Source organism: Sinorhizobium sp. BG8, assembly GCF_016864555.1.
GTDB lineage: Bacteria > Pseudomonadota > Alphaproteobacteria > Rhizobiales > Rhizobiaceae > BG8.
This window is the reverse complement of the sequence record NZ_CP044011.1, coordinates 2143668-2166773: the sequence shown is the minus strand read 5'-3', so window position 1 is coordinate 2166773 and position 23106 is coordinate 2143668. Positions and strand designations below refer to the sequence as shown.

Sequence of the window (23106 nt, the reverse complement as noted above, 5' to 3'; positions counted from 1 at the left end):
GACGACGGCTATTGCCGGAGCGAGGCGACGTTGCAGGTATTGGCAATGACGGCCATCGCGGCGCGGCCCCGATGAACCTGCTCGGCATCCATCATCGCAAAATCGATGCGGTCGCGGCATTCCGGTTCGGCGTTCCCCTCATGACCCAATGCGAAGCGGCTCGCACAGTAGAGCCCCGTACCCGTCAGCACGACCTGCTGCGCCCGAGGGTCGAGAACCGGAATCGGATCGCGTTCTGCGATGAGGTCGTCGACCGACGCGTAGGCGACGGCGGAAGTGATTGCCGAAAGCCCCGTCGTAGCAACGAAGAGCGACGCCCATTTTCCCGGAAACTGGAGCGCGGCGAAGGTGCGCGCAACGCAGGGATCGCCGCCGAGCTCCAGCCGGGTGACAAGGCGGGGAGCCTTTGGGTCGTCCGCGATCGAGTAGTAGATGTCCGCACTGCCGTCCTCGTCGGGCTTCTGCCCGCCGGACGAGAGCTCGAGGAGTACGGCAAAGGCGTCCCTCATGGCACGGGAGGTTTCAGTCCTCTCCTCGGCCATCGGCTGCCGCGGCCACAGCACAAGCATCGCCAGAAGAAAGATCGCACTGCACTTACGCATGTAGGTTCTCCCTGCTTGTGCCCTTCGGTCCGGTGCAGACGGCCGGCCGGGACATGCTCCAGGCTGTGCATCGTCGACGACGACGGTGCATATTGCAGCTCATTCCTCCAGCCTGTATCTCAAAGCAATGAACAAAAACCACCTCGACCGCCGTCACGCCTTGCCAATCGCCGGCGAGGACCATGCCCGCCTCACGATCGACCTCGGCGCGCTCGCTTCGAACTGGCGATCGATGTCACGGCGCTCGGGCGCGGCACGGACAGCCGCGGTCCTGAAGGCGAATGCCTATGGCATAGGGCTGGAAAGTGCTGCCCGCACCCTGTTTGCGGCCGGCGCGAGGGACTTCTTCGTCGCAAGCCCCGCCGAGGGCGCGACCCTGCGCCCCATCGTGCCCGACGGCCGTATCTTCGTGCTTTCCGGCATGTGGGCCGGATCCGAAAGGCTGTTCTTCGAGAACGACCTCGTGCCGGTCATTTCGTCCGAGGAACAGCTAGCCATCTTCATGGCGGCGATCGCAGATCGCAGCGACCACCCCTGCGCCCTGCAGATCGACACCGGAATGAACCGGCTGGGGCTCACCGTCGCTGATGCAACGGCGCTCGCAACGGACCCCGCGCGTCCGGCCAGCTTCTCGCCCGTGCTGGTCATGAGCCACCTCGCCTGTGCGGACGACCCCGCCCACAGTATGAACCGCACGCAACTCGATCTCTTCAGGCTGGCAACGGCCGCCTTTGACGGAATAGACGCGAGCCTCGCCAATTCCGCCGGGATCTTCCTCGGGGAGGACTACCACTTCGACCTCACGCGCCCGGGAATTTCGCTCTACGGGGGAGCCGCCGTCAACGACGTGCCGAACCCGATGAAGCCGGTCGTGACAGCCGAGGCACGGATCCTGCTGGTCCGCGACGCGAACGCGGGAGAGACGGTCAGCTACGGCGCGTCGGCCGTGCTGATGCGCGACACGCGGATCGCGATTGCTGCCATCGGCTATGCCGACGGCTACCTGAGGAGCCTTTCCGGCACCGGCGTGCCCCTGCGCCAGACCGGTCTTTCCGGTGCAAGCGGCTTCCTGCACGGACAGCGTGTTCCCGTCATCGGCCGGATCACCATGGATCTCTCCCACTTCGATGTCACGGACCTGCCGAAGGGCGCGGTCAGGGCGGGCGACTTCATCGAACTCTTCGGACCGAACATCGCGATCGAAGACGTCGCCCGGGCCAGCGGCACGATCGACTACGAGCTTCTGACGAGCCTCGGCGCACGATACCACCGCAACTACGTGGAAGCCGAACGGTAGGACTTGTTCCCGTTTTGTGCTAAGGCCACAATCCACTCCTACCTGATTCCCTGCATCCGTCCCCGAAGCGAGACCCGATGGCCAAAGCGCGCACACAATTCACCTGCCAGAACTGCGGTACTGTTCACACCCGATGGTCGGGCAAGTGCGAAGGCTGCGGCGAGTGGAACACCATCGTCGAGGAAGATCCGATGGGCGGGATCGGCAGCGGCCCGGGCAAGGTGCCGAAGAAGGGACGCCCCGTGACGCTGACGGCGCTATCCGGCGAGATCGAGGAGGCGCCGCGCATCCATACCGGCATGACCGAGCTCGACAGGGCGACGGGCGGCGGCTTCGTCCGGGGATCGGCGGTACTCATCGGCGGCGATCCGGGAATCGGCAAGTCGACGCTGCTCATGCAGGCGGCAGCCGCCCTCTCCCGGCGCGGCCACAGGATCATCTATGTTTCCGGCGAGGAAGCCGTTGCGCAGGTGCGCCTGCGCGCACAGCGCCTCCAGGCGGCGGAAACGGACGTCCTTCTCGCCGCGGAGACGAACGTGGAGGATATCCTCGCCACGATCGGCGAAGGCAAGCGGCCGGACCTGGTGATCATCGACTCGATCCAGACGCTGTGGAGCGACACGGCCGAGTCGGCGCCCGGCACCGTCACGCAGGTCAGGACCGGCGTCCAGGCCATGATCCGGTTCGCCAAGCAGACGGGTGCCGCCATGGTGCTGGTGGGACACGTGACCAAGGACGGCCAGATTGCAGGCCCCCGCGTCGTCGAGCACATGGTCGACGCCGTTCTCTATTTCGAGGGAGACCGCGGCCATCAGTACCGGATCCTCAGAACCGTCAAGAACCGCTTCGGGCCAACCGACGAGATCGGCGTCTTCGAAATGTCGGACAAGGGGCTTCGCGAGGTCAGCAATCCTTCCGAACTCTTCCTCGGCGAACGCAACGAGAAAGCGCCGGGTGCGGCCGTTTTCGCCGGCATGGAGGGAACCCGTCCGGTTCTGGTGGAGGTCCAGGCGCTGGTCGCAGCCACCTCGCTCGGCACGCCCCGACGCGCCGTGGTCGGCTGGGATTCTGCGCGCCTGTCGATGATTCTCGCCGTTCTCGAAGCCCATTGCGGCGTCCGCCTCGGACAGCACGACGTTTACCTCAATGTCGCGGGCGGTTATCGCATCTCGGAACCGGCCGCCGATATCGCGGTCGCCTCCGCTCTCGTTTCGTCGCTTGCCGGTCTTGCCCTTCCCGCCGATTGCGTCTATTTCGGCGAAGTCAGCCTGTCGGGAGCTGTCCGCCCGGTTGCGCACACCGCCCAGCGCCTCAAGGAAGCGGAGAAGCTGGGGTTCTCGCGGGCCGTATTGCCGGTCGGATCCGCCGAGCTGCCGAAGTCCAACGGCGGCAGGTGGGCCGAGATCGACAGCCTGCCGGATCTGGTGGCGCGCATTGCCGGGTCGCGCTCGGCTCTCAAGGCTGCGGATCAAGACGATTGAAACCTGCCGCAGAAAAGGCAAACCCTTGTGGAAAGCGCTTTTGCCGGTGAACCGATTTGAGACGCCGGCCCTGCGATCCGCTAATGTGGCGCGGCAATTCGCATCCGGGTCAGAAGACATTCCGGGTTTGGAGTAGGACGAAAATGCCCATCACAATTCTCGACGGTATCGTTATCGGCGTGGCCCTATTCTCCGCCGTCCTGGCGATGGTGCGCGGGTTCTCCCGCGAAGTCCTGTCGGTCGCCAGCTGGGTGGCCGCCGCGGCTGCTGCGTACTATCTCTATCCGGTGGTTCTTCCCTATGCCAAGGAATACACGACCAGCGACACGGTGGCGCTCATCGGTTCGGCGGCAGCGGTGTTCCTCGTCGCCCTGATCGTGGTTTCCTTCATCACCATGCGGATCGCCGACTTCATCATCGACAGCCGCATCGGCGCGCTCGACCGCACGCTCGGCTTCCTGTTCGGTGCGGCCCGCGGCATCCTTCTCGTCGTCGTCGCCATGCTGTTCTTCAACTGGCTTGTCGCTCCGCAGCAGCAGCCGACCTGGGTCCTCGGGGCCAAGTCGAAGCCGCTTCTCGACAATCTGGGCTCGAAGCTCGTGGCGCTTCTGCCGGAAAACGCCGATGCAACGATCCTCGACAGACTGCGCGGCAAGCCTACGGAAGGCGAGGCCCAGCCCGAAGATGGCGACAGCACGACGGGTGGCACACCCGCCGAAGAGGTTCCGGCAACGAACGGATAAGACCAATGGGACGACTCGCTAAAATTCGTAGCAGCGGACGTCCCTGATTTTTGGTAGTTTCAAGCAATCGCCACCGAAGTTCACATCTTCGGTGGCAAAGGTGTTAGCCCATACATATATAGGCCCGAACACATATAGGCATGACTGCATGAAGAACCGGACCGCACAACGCAGACCGAGACGAAGGGAGATTCCGTCTCCGACGCTCGGCGGGGGCGACGCTTTTCCGGTACGCGACGAATTCGAGACCCGTGCAACCCACTACTTCCCGAGCAAAGGCTTGCAGCAATGAGCGACTTCCAGTTTCCCGTTCGTCACTCCGACGATGACCTCGATGGCGACACGCTTCATGAAGAATGCGGCGTCTTCGGCATCCTCGGCCATCCCGATGCCGCAACGCTGACCGCGCTCGGCCTGCACGCCCTGCAGCATCGCGGCCAGGAGGCAGCAGGCATCGTCTCCTTCGACGGGTTGCGCTTCCACTCGGAACGCCGCATGGGCCTCGTCGGTGACCACTATACGGACCCCGCGACACTTGCCCGCCTGCCCGGCAACATGTCGATCGGCCATGTACGCTACTCGACCACCGGCGAGGTGGCGCTGCGAAACGTTCAGCCGCTGTTTGCCGAACTCGAAGTCGGCGGCATTGCGATCGCCCACAACGGTAACTTCACCAACGGGCTGACACTGCGCCGACAGCTCATCGCCGGTGGCGCGATCTGTCAGTCGACGTCCGATACGGAAGTGGTGCTGCACCTGTTCGCCCGTTCGCGCTACACGTCGACCGCCGACCGCTTCATCGACGCGATCCGCCAGATGGAAGGCGGCTATTCCATGCTCGCGATGACGCGCACCAAGCTAATCGCGGCGCGCGACCCGACCGGCATCCGTCCCCTCGTCATGGGCGAGCTCGACGGCAAGCCGATCTTCTGCTCGGAAACCTGTGCGCTCGAAATCATCGGCGCGAAGTTCGTGCGGGACGTGGAGAACGGCGAGGTCATCATCTGCGAGGTCCAGCCTGACGGTTCGATCTCGATCGACTCGCGAAAGGCCGGCAACGGCCAGGCCGAGCGGCTTTGCCTCTTCGAATATGTCTATTTCGCCCGTCCCGATTCGGTCGTGGGCGGCCGCAGCGTCTATGTGGCGCGCAAGAACATGGGCATCAACCTGGCCAAGGAGTCCCCGGTCGAGGCCGATGTTGTCGTTCCCGTGCCGGATGGCGGTACGCCCGCAGCGCTCGGCTATGCGCAGGAAAGCGGAATTCCGTTCGAATACGGCATCATCCGCAACCACTATGTCGGCCGCACATTCATCGAGCCGACGCAGCAGATCCGCGCCTTCGGCGTCAAGCTCAAGCATTCCGCCAACAGGGCGATGATCGAGGGCAAGCGCGTCGTTCTGGTCGACGATTCCATCGTGCGCGGCACGACCTCGCTGAAGATCGTCCAGATGATCCGCGATGCTGGCGCCAAGGAAGTGCACCTGCGCGTCGCAAGCCCGCGCATCTACTATCCGGACTTCTACGGCATCGACACGCCGGACCGCGAGAAGCTTATCGCCAACCAGTACGACACCCTCGAAGCAATGTGCAAATACATCGGTGCCGACTCGCTGGAGTTCCTCTCGATCAACGGGCTCTACCGCGCCGTGGGCGGCGAAGATCGCAATGACGCCCGTCCGCAGTTCACCGACCACTACTTCACCGGCGACTATCCGACCCGCCTGCTCGACAAGGACGGCGAGACGATGGGTCGCAAGGTTTCGGTACTCGCCAGCAACGGCTGACGCGCAGCGCCGGTTTCCATTTCCGGCTGAACACTTTAGAAGGCTGCGCTAGCGCGGCCTTTTTCATTTGGCCGGCACCACACGGGAAGAGAACGATGAACAACGACCTGAAAGACCGTATCGCGCTGGTCACTGGCGCTTCGCGCGGGATCGGCTATTTCACGGCCCTCGAACTGGCAAAGGCCGGCGCGCATGTTATCGCCTGTGCACGCACGGTGGGCGGGCTCGAGGAACTCGACGATGCGATCAAGGCCGTTGGCGGCACCGCCACGCTCGTTCCCTTCGACCTCGCCGACATGGCCGCTATCGACAAGCTCGGCGGCTCGATCTTCGAGCGCTGGGGCAAGCTCGACATCCTCGTCGCCAATGCCGGCGTGCTTGGGGTCATCTCGCCGATCGGCCATGTGGAGGCCAAGGTCTTCGAAAAGGTCATGACGATCAACGTCAACGCCACCTGGCGCCTGATCCGATCGGTGGAGCCGCTGCTCCTCAAGTCGGATGCCGGACGCGCGCTGATCCTTTCCTCCAGCGCGGCGCACAAGTGCAAGCCGTTCTGGGGCCCCTACTCCGCCTCCAAGGCCGCCGTGGAAGCGCTGGCGCGCACCTGGGCGGGCGAGACGCAGCGCACTCCGCTACGCATCCTCTCGATAGATCCGGGCGCCACCCGGACCGCGATGCGGGCCCAGGCCGTGCCGGGCGAAGACCCCTCGGTCCTGCCGCACCCCTCGGAAGTGGCGCAGGCGATGATGCCGCTGCTGTCGCGCGAGATGACCGAGACGGGCAAGCTCTTCATCGTGCGCGAGCGCAAGATCGTCGACTACCGGATGCCGGAATAGTCCGGCCCGGGACTCCAGAGAGCGTTGCGGTTAGCAAGCCTCACCACGCTCTAGACCAGCGTACGGTCGGCGGCCTGCACGTTCTCCGTCATCTTCTGCAGCACCCCGAGTGCCGCCGCCATCTCCTCCGCGCTGATGCCCTTCAGGACATCGGTGCGGAGTTCGCTTGCGAGCTGGCTGACCTCGGCGGCGACCGACTGGCCGTGGTTCGTCATCACGATCTGCTTGGCGCGCCTGTCGCCCTCCACGGACCGACGCTCGATGAAGCCCTGCGTCTCCATGCCGTCGAGAAGCCTGACCAGGGTCGGGGTCTCGATGTCGAGTTCGTCCGCGAGTTCCCGCTGGGTGAGAGCACCCCTGCGGCTCAGGATGAGAAGTGTCCGCGCTCGCGCAAGCGTCAATCCCCTCTCCTTCACGCGCGCATCGAAGAGTGCCCGCATCTTCCGGCTTACCCGGGAGAGTTCGTCAAGGATGGCGTGCCGCGGTTCGGTGCTCGTCATTTGATAGCTCGATGATCGTTAGTTCGCTATGTATCCACCCAAAGGTATAGGCGCGCGGAGGCTCCACGCCAACATCGCAGTGGTCCTCTTCGAAAAACACTTCGGGAGATACGGTGCTACTCGCGGGTGTCCGCCAGTTCGTCGTCGTCACTGTCCGTCGGGGGGGCGGTCCACTGGCCGTACTTCTTCTGCCAGGCCCGCGCACCGAAGGGCAGTGTGGCGAGATAGGCGAGCACCGTGAGCACCATGGTTTCCCAGGTGAAGCTCATCAGCGTGGCGACGTAGAACACCACGAAGAGGATGGCAGGCAGCACGAGGTCGCGGCGGATGCGGCTGCCTTCGGACTTGCCGGACCAGACGGGCAACCGGCTGACGAGCAGGAATCCGATGACGACGGTGTAGCCCGAGGAAAGCAGCGCGAAGAAATTGCTCGGCGGTATGCCGAGAAAACCGAGATACACGGGCAACAGCACGAGCATTGCGCCGGCCGGCGCCGGTACTCCGACGAAATACTCCGACTGCCAGGAAGCCTTGGCCTCGCGCTCGGCCATCACATTGAACCGGGCGAGGCGCAGGCCCGCCGCGATCGCATAGATCAGGGCCGCGATCCACCCGATGGACCGCGCCTGGTCGAGAACGAAGACATAGAGAACCAGGGCCGGCGCGACGCCGAAATTGACGATGTCCGCAAGCGAATCCATCTGGCCGCCGAACTTCGACGTTGCCTTGAGCAGACGCGCGACACGCCCGTCGATACCATCCAGGAACGCCGCGAGCAGAACCATTCCCACGGCAAGCTCGTAACGGTTCTCGAAAGCGAGCCGGATGCCCGTCAGGCCGGCGCAGATGGCCAGCACCGTGATCATGTTGGGAATGATCATGCGCAGCGGGATTTCCCTGAGACGCGGACCTCGGGCCGTGTCGTTGGGACCGTTCGGCTCATAGGGCGGGAATGGAGTGTCCATCGTGGCTCGCTTTTTTACAGGATACTATCTCGACCGCCTGTGGGCCAAGACAGATCGTCTCCGGCAATCTTCAGTGCGCAGGACGGCCGATCAGCCGCGGCGGCTGATCGTCGGTCCCTTCGTCGATCCGAACTCCGCGAGAACCGTCTCGCCGGCGATCGCCGTCTGTCCGACGCTGACGCGCGGAGCAGCACCCGCCGGAAGGAAAACGTCGAGGCGCGAACCGAAGCGGATCAGGCCAAAGCGCTCGCCCACTTCGAGACCGGTGTTCGGCTGGCTCCAGCAAAGGATGCGCCGCGCAACGAGGCCGGCGATCTGGACGACGCCGATCGGGCCGTGCGCCGTCTCGATGACCAGGCCGTTACGCTCGTTTTCGTGGCTCGCCTTGTCGAGTTCGGCATTGAGGAATTTCCCCGCCCGATAGACGACGCGGGCGATGCGCCCGCGCATGGGCGCACGGTTCACGTGGCAGTTGAAGACGTTCATGAAAACCGAAATACGCAGCATCGGCTCCGATCCGAGCTCGAGCTCGAAAGGCGGCGTGACCATGGCGATCGCCGAGACCCGGCCATCGGCCGGGCTGATGACCAGATCATCGTCCTGCGGCGTTACCCGCTCTGGGTCACGGAAGAAATAGGCGCACCAGGCCGTGAGGATGAAACCGATCCACATCAGCGGTTTCCACAGAAGGCCGAGGATGAGCGACACGACAAAGAAAATCGCAACGAACTTCCAGCCGTCCCGGTGAACGGGAACCATGGTGTTGCGTACACTATCGATCAAACTCATGATCGGACATCTCCTGATTTTGTTGCAGAACGGACTACCCCGAAACGGGCGCCGGGGCAATGCGCGGCCCGCAAGAGCCGGACGTGGCAAACAGCCCTGTTGGCAGCGAAAAAGCCCTGCCCCACCTCAGTTGGCCGCAGGGTGGCGAACGACCATGCCCATGTCGTCGGCTTCCCGCACCTTCTTGAGCTGTTCTTCCGCCTGGATCGCCTCGCGTTGACGATTCCACATCGCGGCGTAGAGGCCATCGTCGCGCTGCATCAACTCTCCGTGCGTTCCGCGTTCGGCGATCGCGCCATCCTTCAGCACGATGATCTCGTCCGCGGAAATGACCGTCGACAGTCGGTGGGCAATCACGAGTGTCGTGCGATTCTCGGAGACAACGTCGAGCGCGGCCTGGATTTCCTGTTCCGTGCGGGTATCGAGCGCGGACGTCGCCTCGTCGAGGATGAGGATCGGCGGGCTCTTGAGGATCGTGCGCGCGATCGCCACGCGCTGCTTCTCGCCACCGGACAGCTTCAGTCCGCGTTCGCCGACCATTGCCTTGTAGCCACCCGGCAGGTGCTCGATGAAGGGCCCGATCTGGGCGATTTCCGCCGCCTTGCGGACTTCCTCGTCGCTGGCAGAGGGGCGGCCGTAGCGAATGTTGTACGCGATCGTATCGTTGAAGAGGACCGTATCCTGCGGCACCATGCCGATCACCCGGCGCAGCGACGTCTGGGTGACATCTCGCACGTCCTGGCCGTCAATGGTGATCGATCCCTCCTGCACGTCGTAGAAGCGGTAGAGGAGCCGCGAGAGCGTGGATTTGCCCGCGCCCGAAGGTCCAACGACGGCGACGGTCTTGCCGGCGGGAACGTCGAAGGTGACGCCCTTCAGGATCGGCCGGGCGGGATCATAGGCAAAATGCACGTCCTTGAAGGAAATCGCGCCGCGATCGACCGCCAGCGGCTTCGCATCGGGCTTGTCGACCACCTCCTCCTTCACCTCGAGGAGATCGAACATCTGCTCGATATCGGTCAGGCCCTGCCGGATCTCGCGGTAGACGAAGCCGATGAAATTGAGCGGGATGGCGAGCTGGATCAGCATGGCGTTGACGAAGACGAAGTCGCCGATCGTCTGCTCGCCGCGCTGGACGGCGAGCGCCGACATGACCATCATCACCGCCGTGCCCGTTCCGAAGATCAGCGCCTGCCCGAAGTTCAGCCAGCCGAGCGAGGTCCAGACTTCGGTCGCCGCCTTCTCGTAGCGCGCCATCGACTGGTCGAAGCGCCTGGCCTCCATCTCCTCGTTGCCGAAATACTTGACGGTTTCGAAGTTGAGCAGCGAGTCGATCGCCTTGGTGTTGGCCTCCGTGTCGCTGTCGTTCATGGAGCGGCGGATCGAGATGCGCCAATCGCTCGCCCGCACCGTGAACCAGATGTAGAGCCACACCGTCACTGCCGTGACGGCGAGATAGGAGAAGCCGTAACCCCACCAGAAGATGGCAGCGGTCAGCAGGAATTCGATGACAGTCGGGACGCTGTTGAGGATCGTGAAGCGGACGATCGTCTCGATGCCCTTCGTGCCGCGCTCGATCACGCGGGACAGGCCGCCCGTGCGGCGCTCCAGATGGAAGCGAAGCGAAAGCCGGTGCAGGTGGACGAAGGTACGGTAGGCGAGCTGGCGCACGGCATGCTGCCCGACGCTTGCGAAGAGCGCGTCGCGAAGCTGGTTCAGCCCGGCCTGCAGGATGCGCGCCAGATTGTAGGCGATGACGAGCATCACCGCGCCAAGGAGAAAGCCGGGAAGGAGATCGGGTGCATCGATCCTGCCGTTCAGCGCATCGGTCGCCCACTTGAAACAGTAGGGAACGAGCAGCAGCACGACCTTGGCGATCAGCAGGAAGACCGTGGCCCACACGACGCGCAGCTTCAGGTCCGGACGATCCGACGGCCACATGTAGGGCCACAGGTTGACGATTGTCTGCATCGTCCTGCCGGAATCCGCCGAAACGATCTTCTTCGTTGGTGCAGTCAAGGAACTCTCCGGCGCCGGCATCGCGCACCGGCCGAATAGGCATCATAGAAAAGGCGCGGCGCCCCTTTGGAGGCGCCGCGCCCTTCAAATAGGCCCTCCGGCGCCGCCCCACAATGGACGGCAGCCAAAAGGCTGAGCTATTTCTTCTGCATCCGCTTGCGATGCAGCTCCTCGGCATCGTCGAGCGCCTTGTCCGGCACGCCGAAGACCTGGCCAGGCAGGATCCGGTCCGGATTGTGGATCTGGTCCTGGTTCGCCATGTAGATCGTCGTGTAGCGCACGCCCTTGCCGTAGACGCGACGCGAAATCTGCCAGAGCGTGTCGCCGCGGCGGATGATGACGGAGGTCTTGCTCTCGGTAAGCGGCGCCTGTTCTACCGTCTTGGGCTCATCGGTCGTCACGGCAGCCGTCTCGGCCGCCGCAGCGCCGCCCGACGTGGCGGTTTCCGCCGCGGGCTTGGCCGTGGTGGCGCCAGCATCAGACCCGGTTCCAGCGTTCTGCGAAGCCGCCGTCTGGGTTTCTGTCGCGAGCGTCGTGGAAGTTCCTGTGCCCGCGCCCGCAGGGGTCGTTGCAGCGGATGCCGTTTCGGTCTGCGGCACATCGCTTGCCTGCATGGTCGGCGCAAGCGCGGTACGGACCGCAGTCTCGATCGCCGCGACCTCGGCTCCGACCGCTCCCACATCCTGGGGAAGCGCCTTCAGCTTGGTGAGCGCATCGGCAGCAGCGGCGGCGGCCTTGGCGGCCATGCCGTTGGCCATGGTGCCCTCGTCGGCCGCCGGTTTGAACTCAGCAAGCGACTTGAGGGCGATTTCGGTCGCCGAGCGTGCCGCCGCGAGCTGTTCGGCAGTCGGAAGGCGACCTTCGGCATAGAGGCCGGACAAAAGCCCGACAGCCTGATCCGCTTCGTTACGCAGCTTATCGAACGTGCCGCTGCCGACGGGGCCAAGGCTGGTCCCCGCCACATCGGTGGTTCCGGTCTGGGCAACGACGGCAACCTGCTCGCCCTCGGGACGGTCGAAGGGCACGGATGCGCGAAGCTCTACCTTGCTTCCGTCCGCGCTCATCACGTCCGCACGGATCGTGTGGCGGCCGACCGGCAGCTTCATGTTGCCATCGACGACGTAGCGGCCGGCGTCATCGGCCTTCATCTGGCCGACAAGCGTATTGTTGGCGTAGATCCGGACCAGCGCGCCCGGCCGTGCATTTCCTGCAACGAAGATCTTGTCACCCTCGAGCTCGACGGCCGAAACGTGCACGTCGGTTGTCGGAGCCGCAGCGGAATCCGCCACGACGGCTGTGCCCGTACCCGTGTCCGTCTGTACCGCCGCCTGTTCCTGGCCATCGGCTGCCGCCGGCTGCGTCCCGGCTGCGACGCCGGAAGGAGCGGCGGAATCGTCTGCACCCTCGGCGGTGGGCGTAACGGTGATCAGACGGCTCGCCTCGCCGGGCTTAGAGACCATGGCAAGGAGCTTGCCGCCGGCATCCTTCGGAACGGAGATCGTCGCGACCTCCTCGGACTTCTTCGTCACGCCATCCTGACCGGTGCTGTTCAGCGTCAGCTGGTAATCTCCGGCAACGAGCGGCTTGTCGAAGACCGCCGCGAAGTCGCCCGTCGGGCCCACGTCGGCGGTGGCGACAACCGTCTCGCCATTGAGAATTTTGAGTGTGGAGTTGGGCTGCGCGTGGCCTGCAATGACGGTCGATCCGTCCGGCTCGACGCGAAGGACATCGAAGCCCGGCGTCACGCCTGCCGCCGCCGAATCGGACGAAGCCTCGCCGCCAGCCGCAGGTGATTCGGCAGTCTGACCGGCTGCCCCCGCGGCCTGCCCTTCGCTTTCACCTTCCGTAGACGGACGGGCCTGCTTGCCGTCCGCTGTCTTCGTCTCGGAGGTCGCGGTCGACGCGCTGCCTCCCTCCGTCGCTTGCGGCGCTTGCGCTTCCTTTTCACGGTTCATGTTCGGAAGTACCAGAAAGACCATCAGCAGCGTCGCCGCCACCAGCACGAGCAAAGCAACCAAGGCTGTTCTATACTTCATCATTCAAACACTCTTTCTTCCCGGTTTCCCGCGATCCCCTTTTGAAATTGCTAGCGATTTCCAAAGTGTTGCACAAGCAGGTGCCGGCCCTCTACATGGTCGGAGACAAGCTTTTCAGTCATTTTCCTTGACGCAGCCCGTAACGGGATGGCTGAATCCCCCTCATGAGCGAACAAACAATGCCGATTCGATCCATCTGCGTCTACTGCGGCTCTCAGCCGGGACGCCAATCTGCCTACATCAATGCCGGCCGCGTGCTCGGCAAGTCCATCGCCGAGAACCACCTTCGACTGGTCTATGGCGGAGGGACCAAGGGCATCATGGGCGCCGTGGCCAGCGGCGTACTTTCCCATGGCGGCCGTGTTACAGGGATTATACCACAATTTCTTATGGATATGGAGGCTACCCGTCATTCCCTCGGTCAACTCAGCGAGTTGATCGTCACGGCGGACATGCACGACCGCAAGCATAAGATGTTCGAACGGGCCGACGCCTTCGTGACGCTGCCGGGCGGAATCGGCACGCTGGAAGAGATCGTGGAGATCATGACCTGGGCACAGCTCGGCCGTCACAGGAAGCCGATGGTCTTCGCCAACATAGGCGGCTTCTGGGATCCGATGCTGAAACTGATCAGGCACATGAGCGACGAAGGGTTCATCCACACGGCCCACCTCGTCCAGCCGCTGGTCATCGACGAGCCCGAGGACATCGTACCGGCACTGCTGGAACACTGGGCAGGCGAAGTCGACCGCGAGGGCGAAGCCGAAATCATCGCGCGGCTCTGACGCCGCTCAAGGGTGCCAGTCTTCATTGAAGAGGACGCGGCACCCTTTTATCCCGTCATTCGGCCGGACTGGCCTGAGCAACGAGCCTGCGCGCCCGCGCCGAGCGCAGCATCGAGGCCGTGTAGACGATCAGGGCGGTCCATATGAGGACGAAGGCGACCAGCTTCGTCGTTCCGAACGGTTCATCGAAGACGAAGACGGCGATGAGGAAGATCATCGTCGGCGCGATATACTGCATGATGCCGATGGTCGAGAGCCGGAGAAGCTTGGCGCCGTTCGCATAGAGAATGAGCGGTACGGCCGTCACCAGGCCGCAGGACAACAGCCAGAGCACGTCCGCGGTTCCGGTATCGCCGAAATGCCCCTGCCCTGTCGCCTCCAGCCAGATGATGTAGCCGAGCGCGGGAAGGGCGAGCAGCATGACTTCCAGGAAGAAGCCCTGATTGGGACCGACCGGCAGGGTCTTGCGGAAGAAGGCATAGAACCCCCAGCTGATGCAGAGCGCGAGCGATACCCAGGGAAGCCCACCTGCCCCGAACGCGAGAATGACCACGGCAAGTGCGGCGAGCCCGATCGCCACCATCTGGTAGTGGTCGAGTTTCTCCTTGAGCAGGACGGCGCCCAGGAAGATCGAAAACAGCGGATTGATGTAGTATCCGAGTGCGGTCTCGATTGCCCGCCCGGCGCCGATCGCCCAGACGTAAATGCCCCAGTTAATGGTGATAAGGATCGCAGTCAGGGCCGCCATGCCGAGCATCCGCGGTGTGCGCAGCGCCTGTTTTACATCTGCGGTCCTGCCAAGCACGACGAGCACGAGGCCCGCGATCGGGAGGGACCAGACGATACGGTGTGCCACCACTTCGGCCGCCGGAATATGCGCCACCGCCTTCATGAACAGCGGCAGGAACCCCCAGAGGCCATAGGCGGCGAGCGCAAAGGCGAAACCCTTCGCGGAATCGCCACTGTCTGCCACAGGTGCAGTCTTCGCATCGGCCATGGTGTTTCTTCCCGTCGATTTTAAGCTTTTCGACCCTCCTACTCCAATCGTTGCGAATGGACCAATTCATTCCCGTGAAGGCTGATCAAGTCCCGCTGAAGATAGGTCGGGGGCGTCCCCTGCCCGATGTCGCGCAGGCAAGGGCGCCGAGCGCTTACTCCGCCGCCGCGCGCGCCGAGTTTCCCCGGTTCTTCAGGAGCTTGTAGACGATACTGTCCATGAGCGCCTGGAACGATGCGTCGATGATATTGTCGGACACGCCGACCGTCCACCAGCGCGCGCCGCTGTGGTCCGTCGATTCGATCAGCACGCGGGTGATTGCCTCGGTGCCGCCGTTCAGGATTCGCACCTTGTAGTCCACGAGTTCGAGGTCGGCGATTTCCGCCTGGTACTTGCCGAGATCCTTGCGCAGGGCAAGGTCGAGGGCATTGACCGGGCCGTGGCCTTCGGCGACGGACATCATCGTCTCGCCGTCGACAATCACCTTGACCACCGCCTCCGAGACGGTCTTCAGGTTGCCGTTCGCATCGAACCGACGCTCGACCATGACGCGGAAGCTCTCGACATGGAAGAAATCGGGCACGGTTCCGAGAATGCGGTTTGCCAGCAAGGCAAAACTCGCATCGGCGCCTTCGTATGCGTAGCCGGTCGCCTCGCGCTCCTTGACGATCTCGATCAGCCGCTCGAGCTTCGGATCGTCCTTCGACACGGTGATCCCGCGAAGCTTCAGAGCGTTGATGAAATTCGCCTTGCCGCCTTGGTCCGACACCATCACCTTGCGCAGGTTGCCGACCGTTTCAGGAGCGACATGCTCGTAGGTACGGGGATCCTTGAGCAAGGCGGAGGCATGGATACCGGCCTTCGTGGCGAAGGCTGAGGCACCGACATAGGGCATCTGATGGTCGGGAGAACGGTTGAGCAGTTCGTCGAACTGGTGCGACAGCCTCGTCAGCCCCGTCAGACGACCCGCATCGATCGCCATATCGAACCGCTCGGCGTAGCTCTCCTTGAGGGCGAGCGTCGGGATGAGTGTGATCAGATTGGCATTGCCGCAGCGCTCGCCGATGCCGTTCAGCGTGCCCTGAATCTGGCGCACGCCGGCCTCCACGGCCGCGAGCGAATTGGCAACGGCCTGCCCGGTATCGTTATGGGCATGGATGCCGAGACAGCCTCCGGGCACGCCGGCGGCAATGACGGCCGCAACGATGTCCCGGATCTCCGGCGGCTGGGTTCCGCCGTTGGTGTCGCACAGCACGACCCACCGGGCGCCGGCGTCATAGGCGGCCTTCACGCAGGCGAGCGCATAGGCAGGATTGGCCTTGTACCCATCGAAGAAATGCTCGCAATCGACCATCGCTTCCTTGCCGGCGGCCACGACCGCTTCGACCGAGCTTCGGATCGATTCCAGGTTCTCATCGTTCGTGCAGCCGAGCGCGACTTGCACGTGATAGTCCCAGCTCTTGGCGACCAGACAGACCGCGTCGCTCTGCGCATCAATAAGCGCGGCGAGACCCGGGTCGTTCGACGCCGACACGCCGGCGCGCTTGGTCATGCCAAAGGCCACAAACCGCGCGGACTGGGTCCGCTTCCTGGAGAAGAAGGCGGTATCGGTCGGGTTCGCGCCCGGGTAGCCGCCCTCGACGTAATCCAGGCCGAACTCGTCCAGCATCGACGCGATGGCGATCTTGTCCTCGACGGAGAAATCGATTCCGGGCGTCTGCTGCCCGTCGCGAAGCGTCGTGTCGAAGAGATAGATGCGTTCTCTGGTCACTGCGTGCTCCCTCCCGAGGAACAGATATCTGCGGCTTCTTGCGCCGTCATCAAGCCTTGCCGGCAAACTTGTCGGTTGCGTAGATCAGCCGGTCGAGTATGCCGGGCTCCGAATATGCGTGGCCCGCCCCCTCGATGAGGTAGAACTCCGCCTCGGACCAGGCCTTGTGCAGCGTCCAGGCATAGTGCGCCGGGCACGGCATGTCATAGCGGCCGTGGACGATAACGCCCGGAATACCCTTCAGCTTGTGGGCATCGCGCAGGAGCTGCCCCTCTTCCAACCAACCGGCGTTGACGAAGAAGTGGTTCTCGATGCGTGCGAAGGCATGCGCGTATTCGTCGTTCTCGAAGGGCGTGCTGGTCTCCGGTTCCGGAAGCAGCGTGATCGTTTCGCCTTCCCAGATGCTCCACGCCTTTGCGGCAGCGATCCGGGTCGCCTTGTCGTCGCTGGTCAGGCGCCGGTGATAGGCGAGCATCATCTCGTGGCGCTCTTCCGGCGGGATCGGTGCCAAGAACCGCTCCCACTTTTCGGGGTACATCTGCGAGACGCCGAACTGATAATACCAGTCGAGTTCGGCCTTGGTGAGGGTGTAGATGCCGCGAACCACGAGTTCCGAGACGTGTTCCGGATACTTTTCCGCATAGGCGAGTGCCAGCGTCGAGCCCCAGGAGCCGCCGAACACCAGCCATTTGTCGACACCGGCCATCGCGCGCAGACGTTCGATGTCGGCGACGAGATGCCAGGTGGTGTTCGCATTGAGCTCCGCGTGCGGGGTCGACTTTCCGCAGCCGCGCTGATCGAACAGCGTGACGTCGTAGAGGGCCGGATCGAAAAGGCGGCGGTGCTTGGGCGAGATCGTCCCGCCCGGTCCGCCGTGGAGGAACACAGCAGGCTTGGCACCCGGCGTCCCGACCCTTTCCCAGTAGACCACATGGCCATCGCCCACATCGAGATGGCCCGAAGCATAGGGCTCGATCTCGGGATAGAGGCCACGCAAAGCATCAGTCATAGTTTTTCTCCCTGGGGAAGCCAGCTGTCAGTATCATGGTCCGGATGCTGGAAGGATATGATGCCTTCCTGGCGTGCGTAGTAGTCCGCATCCTCGTGCACCGGCTGGGCGAAGATCGTTTCGACCCATGGCAGGCGCGATCCATAGTTGACCTGGATCTGCGGCGCGAGGTCGGACCGATCGTCGAACGAACCGATCGACACTTCGAGACCCCCGGGTGGCGATAGGTGAGCGGCGTGCCGCAGGCCGAGCAGAAGCCACGCTCGATGTTGACCGACGACTGGAAGTAGCTCGGGGCACCGCGCGTCCACTCCACGCCATCCTTCGGCGCGGTGACGAGCGGCCCGAAGAAACCGCCGAATGCCTTCTGGCACATGCGGCAATGGCAGATCGACGGACGCCCAAGCTGCCCGCGGATGCGAAAACGAACGGCACCGCACTGGCAGCCGCCGCTGCGAAGGGATTCGGTCATGATCAGTCCTCCAGTGGCCAATGGTCGGTGTCGTAGTCTGGATGCTGGCGGTTCGATTCGAGGATTGCCATGTGGCGCTCTGCCCCCTCGTCGCTGGCGATATCGGTTTCCGATTCTGGCAGTTCGGCAAGATGGGTGAACCACGGCATGCGCGACTCGACGCTGGACTGCGCGAGCGGGCGCACATCCTCCGGATCGTCGAGAGATCCGAGGACGAGATTGATGAAGGTCTCGCCGGGCATGTCGTAGAAGAGCGGAGTGCCGCAATCCCGACAGAAGCCGCGGCGCGCCACTGCCGACGAGGAGAACCACGCCGGTTCCCCGCGCGTGATCGTGAGCGTCGCCCGCGAGGCGTTGGCGAGCGGCATGAAGTAGTTTCCGGCAGCCTTCTGGCACATTCGGCAGTGGCACAGATGCGGGTCGCCGAGCGTGCCCTCGGCCCTGTAGCGCACCGCCCCGCACTGGCAGCCACCGGTATAAATCCGTGCGATGCTCATTCACCCTCCCCTGGCGGCCACTCCGCAGTATCGTGGTCGGGATGCTGGTAGGACACGACATCGAGGACGAAGGGAGCCTCCTGCGCATCCTCCTCCGTCCTGTAGCCGGGAAGCTTCCGGAGACCGTCCACAAAGTCGACCTTGGCCTCGATCCCGAAGGCGGCGACCGGGACCAGCTGCGAGGGATCGTCGAAGGCACCGGCAGCGAGCGCGACTCCATCCGCCGCCTCGTAGGTCAGCGGCGTACCACATTCGCCGCAGAAGCCACGGAAGGCATGGTTCGACGAGCGGAACGTCTTCGGCTTGCCGCGCGTCCATTCGAGTTCGGCCCCGCGTGTCGACACCAGCGGTGCGTAGTAGGCACCGAAAGCCTTCTGGCACATGCGGCAGTAGCAGATGGAGGCAGAATCGGTGAGTGCACCCACGACGCGGAAGCGAACCGCGCCGCACTGACAGCCGCCGCTGTAGCTGGGCTGGGTCACGAGGCACCTCCGGTGTGGCTCTCTATCCCGCGTGGACAGGCGTCATCCCGATCGCGCATGGCGTCGCCGTCGCGCACGTGCAGGACGCTCCCTCCGGCCCCGCGCAAACGATGGTCCCGTTCGCCGTGACGCATGGCACAGAGGAAGGGTGAAAATCTCACCGCTTGACCTCCCAGGTCGTGACGCGCTCGCCCGTCTCGGGATCCTTGCCGTCCTTCAGCTGGATGCCCTTGGCAAGAAGGTCCTCGCGAATCCGGTCGGCCTCGGCGAAGTTCTTGGCCTTCAGCATTTCCAGGCGCAATTGAATGATCGAATCAAGGCCAGCCTCCAAGGCCTCGGAAATCTGCGCTTTTCTGGGCTTGATGCCGAGCACCTCGGCGCTCGCGGCAAAGCGACCGGCGGCAACGGGATCACTTGCGGCCTTGCCAGCCAGGGCGTGAAGGGCCTGGACGGCCGCAACCGTGTTGAGGTCGTCGCCGAGAGCCTCCAGAACCGACGCGTCGATTTCACCGGATGGTTCTCCCGCCGGCCATTTGGCTAGGAGCCGTTCGGCCTCCTCCAGCCGCTTGACCGAAAAGTCGATCGGCTCCCGGTAGTGCGTCATCAGCATGGCCAGCCTCAGCACCTCGCCCGGCCATTTGCGTCCGCCGAAGCTTTCGGTGTGAAGCAGGTCGTAGATGGTCACGAAGTTGCCTTCCGACTTCGACATCTTGCGGCCTTCGACCTGCACGAAGCCGTTGTGCATCCAGACATTGGCCATGACCTTGGTGCCATGGGCGCAGCGCGACTGGGCGATCTCGTTCTCGTGATGGGGGAAGATCAGGTCCAGGCCGCCACCGTGGATATCGAAGACTTCGCCGAGATAGGCGGCGGACATGGCCGAGCATTCGATGTGCCAGCCGGGGCGTCCTCTTCCCCACGGGCTCTCCCAGCCGGGCTCCTCAGGCGAGGAGAGCTTCCAGAGGACGAAGTCGCCGGGGTTCTTCTTGTGGGCATCGACGGCGACGCGGGCGCCGGCCTGCTGTTCGTCGAGATTGCGCTTGGAGAGCTGGCCGTAATCGGCCATCGAGCCGGTGTCGAACAGCACTTCCCCATTGGTTTCATAGGCATGGCCGCGTTCGATCAGACGCAGAATCATGCTGATCATGTCCGATTTGCCGTCCGCACGCGGTTCCACGAACTCCGTCGCGCGCGGTTCGTATGTCGGCGGCAGGCAACCCAGCGCCGACACGTCGGCGTGGAACTGGTTGGCCGTCTTTTCCGTCACCCGCCGGATCGTCTCGTTGAGGGTCATTGCCCCCGAGGCGATCTCCGCGCCGAAATCGCGAAGCGCCCGCGCGTTGATCTTGTCGTCCACGTCAGTGATGTTGCGGGCATAGGTGACGTGCGATGTGCCATAGACATGGCGCAGCAACCGATAGAGCACGTCGAAGACGATAACCGGGCGGGCATTGCCGATATGGGCGAAATCATAGACCGTCGGGCCGCAGACATACATGCGGACATTGCCGGGCTCGATCGGAGCAAACCGCTCCTTGGTCCGGGTCAGCGTGTTGTAGAGCGTCAGGACCGGTTTTTCGGCCATAAGTAATCTCCCAAGGGCAAACCATCCGGCGGCCGGGTCGTTTGTCATCTGGGGATGTCAGGAGACGAAAACGGCCAAGCCAGCGGTGAGGCTAGCGAATAATGCTCCGGCAAATGCAGAGTACCGTTTTCATGGGTGCTTTATCGCGCCGGAAACAGTTGCGGTCAAGGGTGCTCCCGTTACGCGCAAGGCACTGTCGATATTTATTTTGTTCGCGGCCAGGGGGAGCGAGTTTCGCACCCACATTTTGTCACGATTGCTCCTATCTGAGAGCCGCGACGCGGGAACGACGTGTGCACTGATTCTCATGCAACCGACGCAGTTCCCTCGGTGACAAAGAGGAACGCCGCCTCATGCAGAATGGGCGGATGAAACGTTCCCAATCCAGGGATGCACATTGCAAGGAGACAGACATGAGTGCCAAGAAACCAAAGCCCGCCAAGCCGGCGGTCGACCTCGTCAGCCAGTACCGCCCGCTCGGGCTCAAGGCCGTGCTCGCCGCGGCGCTGCAGCTGAAGGTCAAGAAGGCAGGTCCCAAGCCGGTACCCGCCACCTGAGACGCCGTTCGATGCACCGCATCGCGAGACCTCAAAGGCCGGCTTGACCGGCCTTTTTATTTCCACTCGTCACCCATGTTTTATGAACGAATGTAATATTTGTTGATGGAACTGCCGCAAAGTTCTGATTTTTTCCAGACTATCGTCAGGTTTCCAGCAGATTTTGAACAATACTTGCCTGTATGTTCTTCGCAATGAACAACAATGATGCCTTCATTGTTAGAGTGCGGAAGGAGAAAGTTAATGTTCATTAACGAAGACAAGCGCAACTCCTGGCACAGCCAAGAGAAGCGTGACGATCTGGCCGAACAATACAAACCGGTCGGACTGAGGGCCGTTCTTGCAGCTGCGTCACAGCGCAAGCCCGATCGCGAAAGCGACGGCAACGAGCGGGATATCCCGCCCGGCTTGCAGGATTGCTACAGCTGACAACAGACACAAGGCGAGCGACCGGGGCCTGATCCCCGGTACGAGCCTTGGCTTAAACCGAAGCGAGCCTTCGAACGGCAGGCCGGGATCGTACGGCGCAGGCCACGCGGTATCAGATTGCGCGTGCTACGAATTCGGATGGCGCGGTCCGGTACAAGGTTCAGCCCGGGGAAAATACGCTAGAAGAGCGAAAGCTGACTGCCGCCCTTCGCCTTGGCGGCGGGATCCTCGGTGGGCTTCAGGGCCTTGACCTCGACGGGCACCTGCAGATCGGGACCGACATTGGCCACCTTGTTGACCCGGTCCGATACCGGCACGGCCTCGAAGAAATCGTCCTCTACCGGCGACAGCAGGTCCGCCACCTCGCGCGGCTCCTGGGTTTTGCAATCCAGCCAACGGGCGAAGTCTTCCGGGCGGATGACCACCGGCATGCGATCGTGGACAGGCGCAATCGCCGAATTGGCGTCGGTGGTCAGGATTGCCCCCGTATCCACCTCCGATCCGTCAGCGGACGACCAGGTCTCCATCAGGCCGGCAAAGGCAACTACCTCACCATTCCTCGGCCTGATCCAATACGCCTGCGACTTCTCGCCGGTGCCCTTTGCCGGGCGATGCCATTCATAGAAACCGGAAGCGGGAATGAGAATGCGGCGATGGCGCATCGCTGCGCGAAACGACGCCTTGCCGATCGCGGTATCGGCGCGAGCGTTGATGAGAAGCGGAAAGCTCGCGGGATCCTTGACCCAGGACGGGGTGAGGCCCCACCGGACAAGAAGAGTCTTTCGGTCGGGAAGGTTGCTCCCCGCCTGCGGGCGGTCGCCCGAGATCACCACGAGAATCGGCTGGGTGGGCGCGATGTTATAGCGGGCCGGAAAGTCCTCGAGGTCGACCACCCCCAGGAAATCCGCCACACGCTCCGGGGGCGCCGTCAAAGCAAAACGTCCACACATGGCCTTGTCATCGCATTTTGCCTATAAGGGGTCAATCAAGCGCGCCAAACGGATTCGTCATGCAGCAGACCGTCGTTCCCGCTTCCTCGGCCATCCTCGAACGCGATGGCCGCTACCTGCTCGTGCGGCGACGAAACCCGCCCGCAGCCGACATGTATGCCTTTCCCGGCGGGCGAGGCGAACCAGGCGAAACGCCGGAGGAGACGGCTATTCGGGAGATGCTGGAGGAAACGGGTGTAACGGTGCACAATCCCCGCCTTTTCGCGACCTACGATATTCCGGGCGAAGCGAGCGCGGGCCCGGCATCGCGCCGGTTCCTGCTCTCCGTGTTCCGGGTCGAGGCGGATGACGACGCTGTGGCGACCGCGGCCGACGACGCGGCGGAGCTCGGATGGTACACGGCTGCCGAAATCGCCGCACTGCCTGCTCCGGAAAGCGTCCGCGATTGCATCCTCAGGCTGGAAAACGACCGAATCGATGCCCTGCCCGGCCCTTATCACCGCGCGGGATTGAGGTAAC

22 protein-coding genes and 1 pseudogene are annotated in these 23106 nt (G+C 63.5%); 9 read left to right on the top strand and 14 right to left on the bottom strand.

Translation table 11 applies throughout. The features are described from left to right. Window positions 1-8 precede the first annotated feature (8 nt). The gene (locus tag F3Y30_RS10130) at window positions 9-602 is read right to left on the bottom strand and encodes a hypothetical protein (protein WP_203426342.1); all 594 of its coding nucleotides are present in this window, start codon (window positions 600-602) and stop codon (window positions 9-11) included. 127 nt (window positions 603-729) lie between these two features. On the opposite strand from F3Y30_RS10130, the gene alr reads away from it, so the two are divergent. The 5 genes from alr to F3Y30_RS10105 all read left to right on the top strand — a co-directional run bounded on the left by alr (window position 730) and on the right by F3Y30_RS10105 (window position 6744). Continuing rightward, entirely contained in the window at window positions 730-1899 is a 1170-nt protein-coding gene (gene alr, locus F3Y30_RS10125; protein ID WP_203426341.1) for an alanine racemase, read from the top strand. Window positions 1900-1976: 77 nt separating this feature from the next. After that, the gene (gene radA, locus F3Y30_RS10120) at window positions 1977-3380 is read left to right on the top strand and encodes a DNA repair protein RadA (protein WP_203426340.1); all 1404 of its coding nucleotides are present in this window, start codon (window positions 1977-1979) and stop codon (window positions 3378-3380) included. A 143-nt stretch (window positions 3381-3523) separates the two neighbouring features. Further along, on the top strand, window positions 3524-4123 hold the full coding sequence (locus F3Y30_RS10115; protein ID WP_203426339.1) for a CvpA family protein: 600 nt from the start codon (window positions 3524-3526) through the stop codon (window positions 4121-4123). Window positions 4124-4411: 288 nt separating this feature from the next. Further along, window positions 4412-5908: an amidophosphoribosyltransferase gene (purF, locus tag F3Y30_RS10110; protein WP_203426338.1), complete on the top strand. Its 1497-nt coding sequence runs from the start codon at window positions 4412-4414 to the stop codon at window positions 5906-5908. Between the two features lie 95 nt (window positions 5909-6003). Continuing rightward, window positions 6004-6744 (top strand): SDR family NAD(P)-dependent oxidoreductase, encoded by a 741-nt coding sequence (locus F3Y30_RS10105; RefSeq protein ID WP_203426337.1) that lies wholly within the window; start codon window positions 6004-6006, stop codon window positions 6742-6744. A 50-nt stretch (window positions 6745-6794) separates the two neighbouring features. On the opposite strand, the gene F3Y30_RS10100 is transcribed toward F3Y30_RS10105, so the two are convergent. From F3Y30_RS10100 to F3Y30_RS10080, 5 genes are all read right to left on the bottom strand, one after another. After that, complete coding sequence (locus F3Y30_RS10100; protein ID WP_203426328.1) at window positions 6795-7244, bottom strand: MarR family transcriptional regulator; 450 nt, start codon at window positions 7242-7244, stop codon at window positions 6795-6797. A gap of 116 nt (window positions 7245-7360) precedes the next feature. Continuing rightward, on the bottom strand, window positions 7361-8209 hold the full coding sequence (gene pssA, locus F3Y30_RS10095; protein WP_203426317.1) for a CDP-diacylglycerol--serine O-phosphatidyltransferase: 849 nt from the start codon (window positions 8207-8209) through the stop codon (window positions 7361-7363). Window positions 8210-8299: 90 nt separating this feature from the next. After that, the gene (locus tag F3Y30_RS10090; protein ID WP_203426315.1) at window positions 8300-8998 is read right to left on the bottom strand and encodes a phosphatidylserine decarboxylase; all 699 of its coding nucleotides are present in this window, start codon (window positions 8996-8998) and stop codon (window positions 8300-8302) included. A gap of 126 nt (window positions 8999-9124) precedes the next feature. Beyond that, complete coding sequence (locus F3Y30_RS10085) at window positions 9125-10969, bottom strand: ABC transporter ATP-binding protein/permease (RefSeq protein WP_246752968.1); 1845 nt, start codon at window positions 10967-10969, stop codon at window positions 9125-9127. Between the two features lie 185 nt (window positions 10970-11154). Continuing rightward, window positions 11155-13056 (bottom strand): LysM peptidoglycan-binding domain-containing protein, encoded by a 1902-nt coding sequence (locus F3Y30_RS10080; RefSeq protein WP_203426312.1) that lies wholly within the window; start codon window positions 13054-13056, stop codon window positions 11155-11157. 161 nt (window positions 13057-13217) lie between these two features. On the opposite strand from F3Y30_RS10080, the gene F3Y30_RS10075 reads away from it, so the two are divergent. Further along, complete coding sequence (locus F3Y30_RS10075; protein ID WP_203426310.1) at window positions 13218-13838, top strand: TIGR00730 family Rossman fold protein; 621 nt, start codon at window positions 13218-13220, stop codon at window positions 13836-13838. 55 nt (window positions 13839-13893) lie between these two features. Here the strand turns inward: F3Y30_RS10075 and rarD are convergent, their stop codons facing one another. From rarD to cysS, 7 genes and pseudogenes are all read right to left on the bottom strand, one after another. Next, window positions 13894-14835, bottom strand: a complete 942-nt coding sequence (gene rarD / locus F3Y30_RS10070) for an EamA family transporter RarD (protein WP_203426309.1) — start codon at window positions 14833-14835, stop codon at window positions 13894-13896. 154 nt (window positions 14836-14989) lie between these two features. After that, window positions 14990-16606, bottom strand: a complete 1617-nt coding sequence (gene cimA / locus F3Y30_RS10065) for a citramalate synthase (RefSeq protein ID WP_203426308.1) — start codon at window positions 16604-16606, stop codon at window positions 14990-14992. A 49-nt stretch (window positions 16607-16655) separates the two neighbouring features. Then, window positions 16656-17615 carry a prolyl aminopeptidase gene (gene pip / locus F3Y30_RS10060; RefSeq protein WP_203426307.1) on the bottom strand — a complete coding sequence of 320 codons (960 nt, stop codon included), beginning with the start codon at window positions 17613-17615 and terminating at the stop codon, window positions 16656-16658. Beyond that, window positions 17612-18087: pseudogene (locus F3Y30_RS10055) on the bottom strand (GFA family protein). The gene pip and the pseudogene F3Y30_RS10055 overlap by 4 nt, the downstream one beginning before the upstream one ends. A 2-nt stretch (window positions 18088-18089) precedes the next feature. Then, window positions 18090-18584, bottom strand: a complete 495-nt coding sequence (locus F3Y30_RS10050) for a GFA family protein (protein WP_203426305.1) — start codon at window positions 18582-18584, stop codon at window positions 18090-18092. Further along, window positions 18581-19066 carry a GFA family protein gene (locus F3Y30_RS10045; protein WP_246752930.1) on the bottom strand — a complete coding sequence of 162 codons (486 nt, stop codon included), beginning with the start codon at window positions 19064-19066 and terminating at the stop codon, window positions 18581-18583. The genes F3Y30_RS10050 and F3Y30_RS10045 overlap by 4 nt, the downstream gene beginning before the upstream one ends. Window positions 19067-19223: 157 nt before the next feature. Further along, window positions 19224-20651 (bottom strand): cysteine--tRNA ligase, encoded by a 1428-nt coding sequence (gene cysS / locus F3Y30_RS10040; protein ID WP_203426304.1) that lies wholly within the window; start codon window positions 20649-20651, stop codon window positions 19224-19226. Window positions 20652-21064: 413 nt separating this feature from the next. Here cysS and F3Y30_RS10035 point away from each other — a divergent pair, with 413 nt between their 5' ends. Next, window positions 21065-21208 (top strand): hypothetical protein, encoded by a 144-nt coding sequence (locus F3Y30_RS10035; RefSeq protein ID WP_203426296.1) that lies wholly within the window; start codon window positions 21065-21067, stop codon window positions 21206-21208. 243 nt (window positions 21209-21451) lie between these two features. Then, the gene (locus tag F3Y30_RS10030) at window positions 21452-21637 is read left to right on the top strand and encodes a hypothetical protein (protein WP_203426295.1); all 186 of its coding nucleotides are present in this window, start codon (window positions 21452-21454) and stop codon (window positions 21635-21637) included. 179 nt (window positions 21638-21816) lie between these two features. Here F3Y30_RS10030 and F3Y30_RS10025 read toward each other — a convergent pair whose 3' ends face one another. Beyond that, window positions 21817-22587 (bottom strand): SOS response-associated peptidase, encoded by a 771-nt coding sequence (locus F3Y30_RS10025; protein ID WP_203426294.1) that lies wholly within the window; start codon window positions 22585-22587, stop codon window positions 21817-21819. A gap of 59 nt (window positions 22588-22646) precedes the next feature. Between F3Y30_RS10025 and F3Y30_RS10020 the strand changes: the two genes are divergently transcribed. Continuing rightward, a complete protein-coding gene (locus tag F3Y30_RS10020) occupies window positions 22647-23105 on the top strand; it encodes an NUDIX domain-containing protein (RefSeq protein WP_203426292.1) in 459 nt (152 codons plus the stop codon). Window position 23106 lies beyond the last annotated feature (1 nt).

Coding starts and splice junctions, on each gene's coding strand:
- F3Y30_RS10130 (WP_203426342.1), bottom strand. CDS start 602: ATGCGTAAGTGCAGTGCGATCTTTCTTCTGGCGATGCTTGTGCTGTGG.
- alr (WP_203426341.1), top strand. CDS start 730: ATGAACAAAAACCACCTCGACCGCCGTCACGCCTTGCCAATCGCCGGC.
- radA (WP_203426340.1), top strand. CDS start 1,977: ATGGCCAAAGCGCGCACACAATTCACCTGCCAGAACTGCGGTACTGTT.
- F3Y30_RS10115 (WP_203426339.1), top strand. CDS start 3,524: ATGCCCATCACAATTCTCGACGGTATCGTTATCGGCGTGGCCCTATTC.
- purF (WP_203426338.1), top strand. CDS start 4,412: ATGAGCGACTTCCAGTTTCCCGTTCGTCACTCCGACGATGACCTCGAT.
- F3Y30_RS10105 (WP_203426337.1), top strand. CDS start 6,004: ATGAACAACGACCTGAAAGACCGTATCGCGCTGGTCACTGGCGCTTCG.
- F3Y30_RS10100 (WP_203426328.1), bottom strand. CDS start 7,244: ATGACGAGCACCGAACCGCGGCACGCCATCCTTGACGAACTCTCCCGG.
- pssA (WP_203426317.1), bottom strand. CDS start 8,209: ATGGACACTCCATTCCCGCCCTATGAGCCGAACGGTCCCAACGACACG.
- F3Y30_RS10090 (WP_203426315.1), bottom strand. CDS start 8,998: ATGAGTTTGATCGATAGTGTACGCAACACCATGGTTCCCGTTCACCGG.
- F3Y30_RS10085 (WP_246752968.1), bottom strand. CDS start 10,969: ATGCAGACAATCGTCAACCTGTGGCCCTACATGTGGCCGTCGGATCGT.
- F3Y30_RS10080 (WP_203426312.1), bottom strand. CDS start 13,056: ATGATGAAGTATAGAACAGCCTTGGTTGCTTTGCTCGTGCTGGTGGCG.
- F3Y30_RS10075 (WP_203426310.1), top strand. CDS start 13,218: ATGAGCGAACAAACAATGCCGATTCGATCCATCTGCGTCTACTGCGGC.
- rarD (WP_203426309.1), bottom strand. CDS start 14,835: ATGGCCGATGCGAAGACTGCACCTGTGGCAGACAGTGGCGATTCCGCG.
- pip (WP_203426307.1), bottom strand. CDS start 17,615: ATGACTGATGCTTTGCGTGGCCTCTATCCCGAGATCGAGCCCTATGCT.
- F3Y30_RS10050 (WP_203426305.1), bottom strand. CDS start 18,584: ATGAGCATCGCACGGATTTATACCGGTGGCTGCCAGTGCGGGGCGGTG.
- cysS (WP_203426304.1), bottom strand. CDS start 20,651: ATGGCCGAAAAACCGGTCCTGACGCTCTACAACACGCTGACCCGGACC.
- F3Y30_RS10035 (WP_203426296.1), top strand. CDS start 21,065: ATGAGTGCCAAGAAACCAAAGCCCGCCAAGCCGGCGGTCGACCTCGTC.
- F3Y30_RS10030 (WP_203426295.1), top strand. CDS start 21,452: ATGTTCATTAACGAAGACAAGCGCAACTCCTGGCACAGCCAAGAGAAG.
- F3Y30_RS10025 (WP_203426294.1), bottom strand. CDS start 22,587: ATGTGTGGACGTTTTGCTTTGACGGCGCCCCCGGAGCGTGTGGCGGAT.
- F3Y30_RS10020 (WP_203426292.1), top strand. CDS start 22,647: ATGCAGCAGACCGTCGTTCCCGCTTCCTCGGCCATCCTCGAACGCGAT.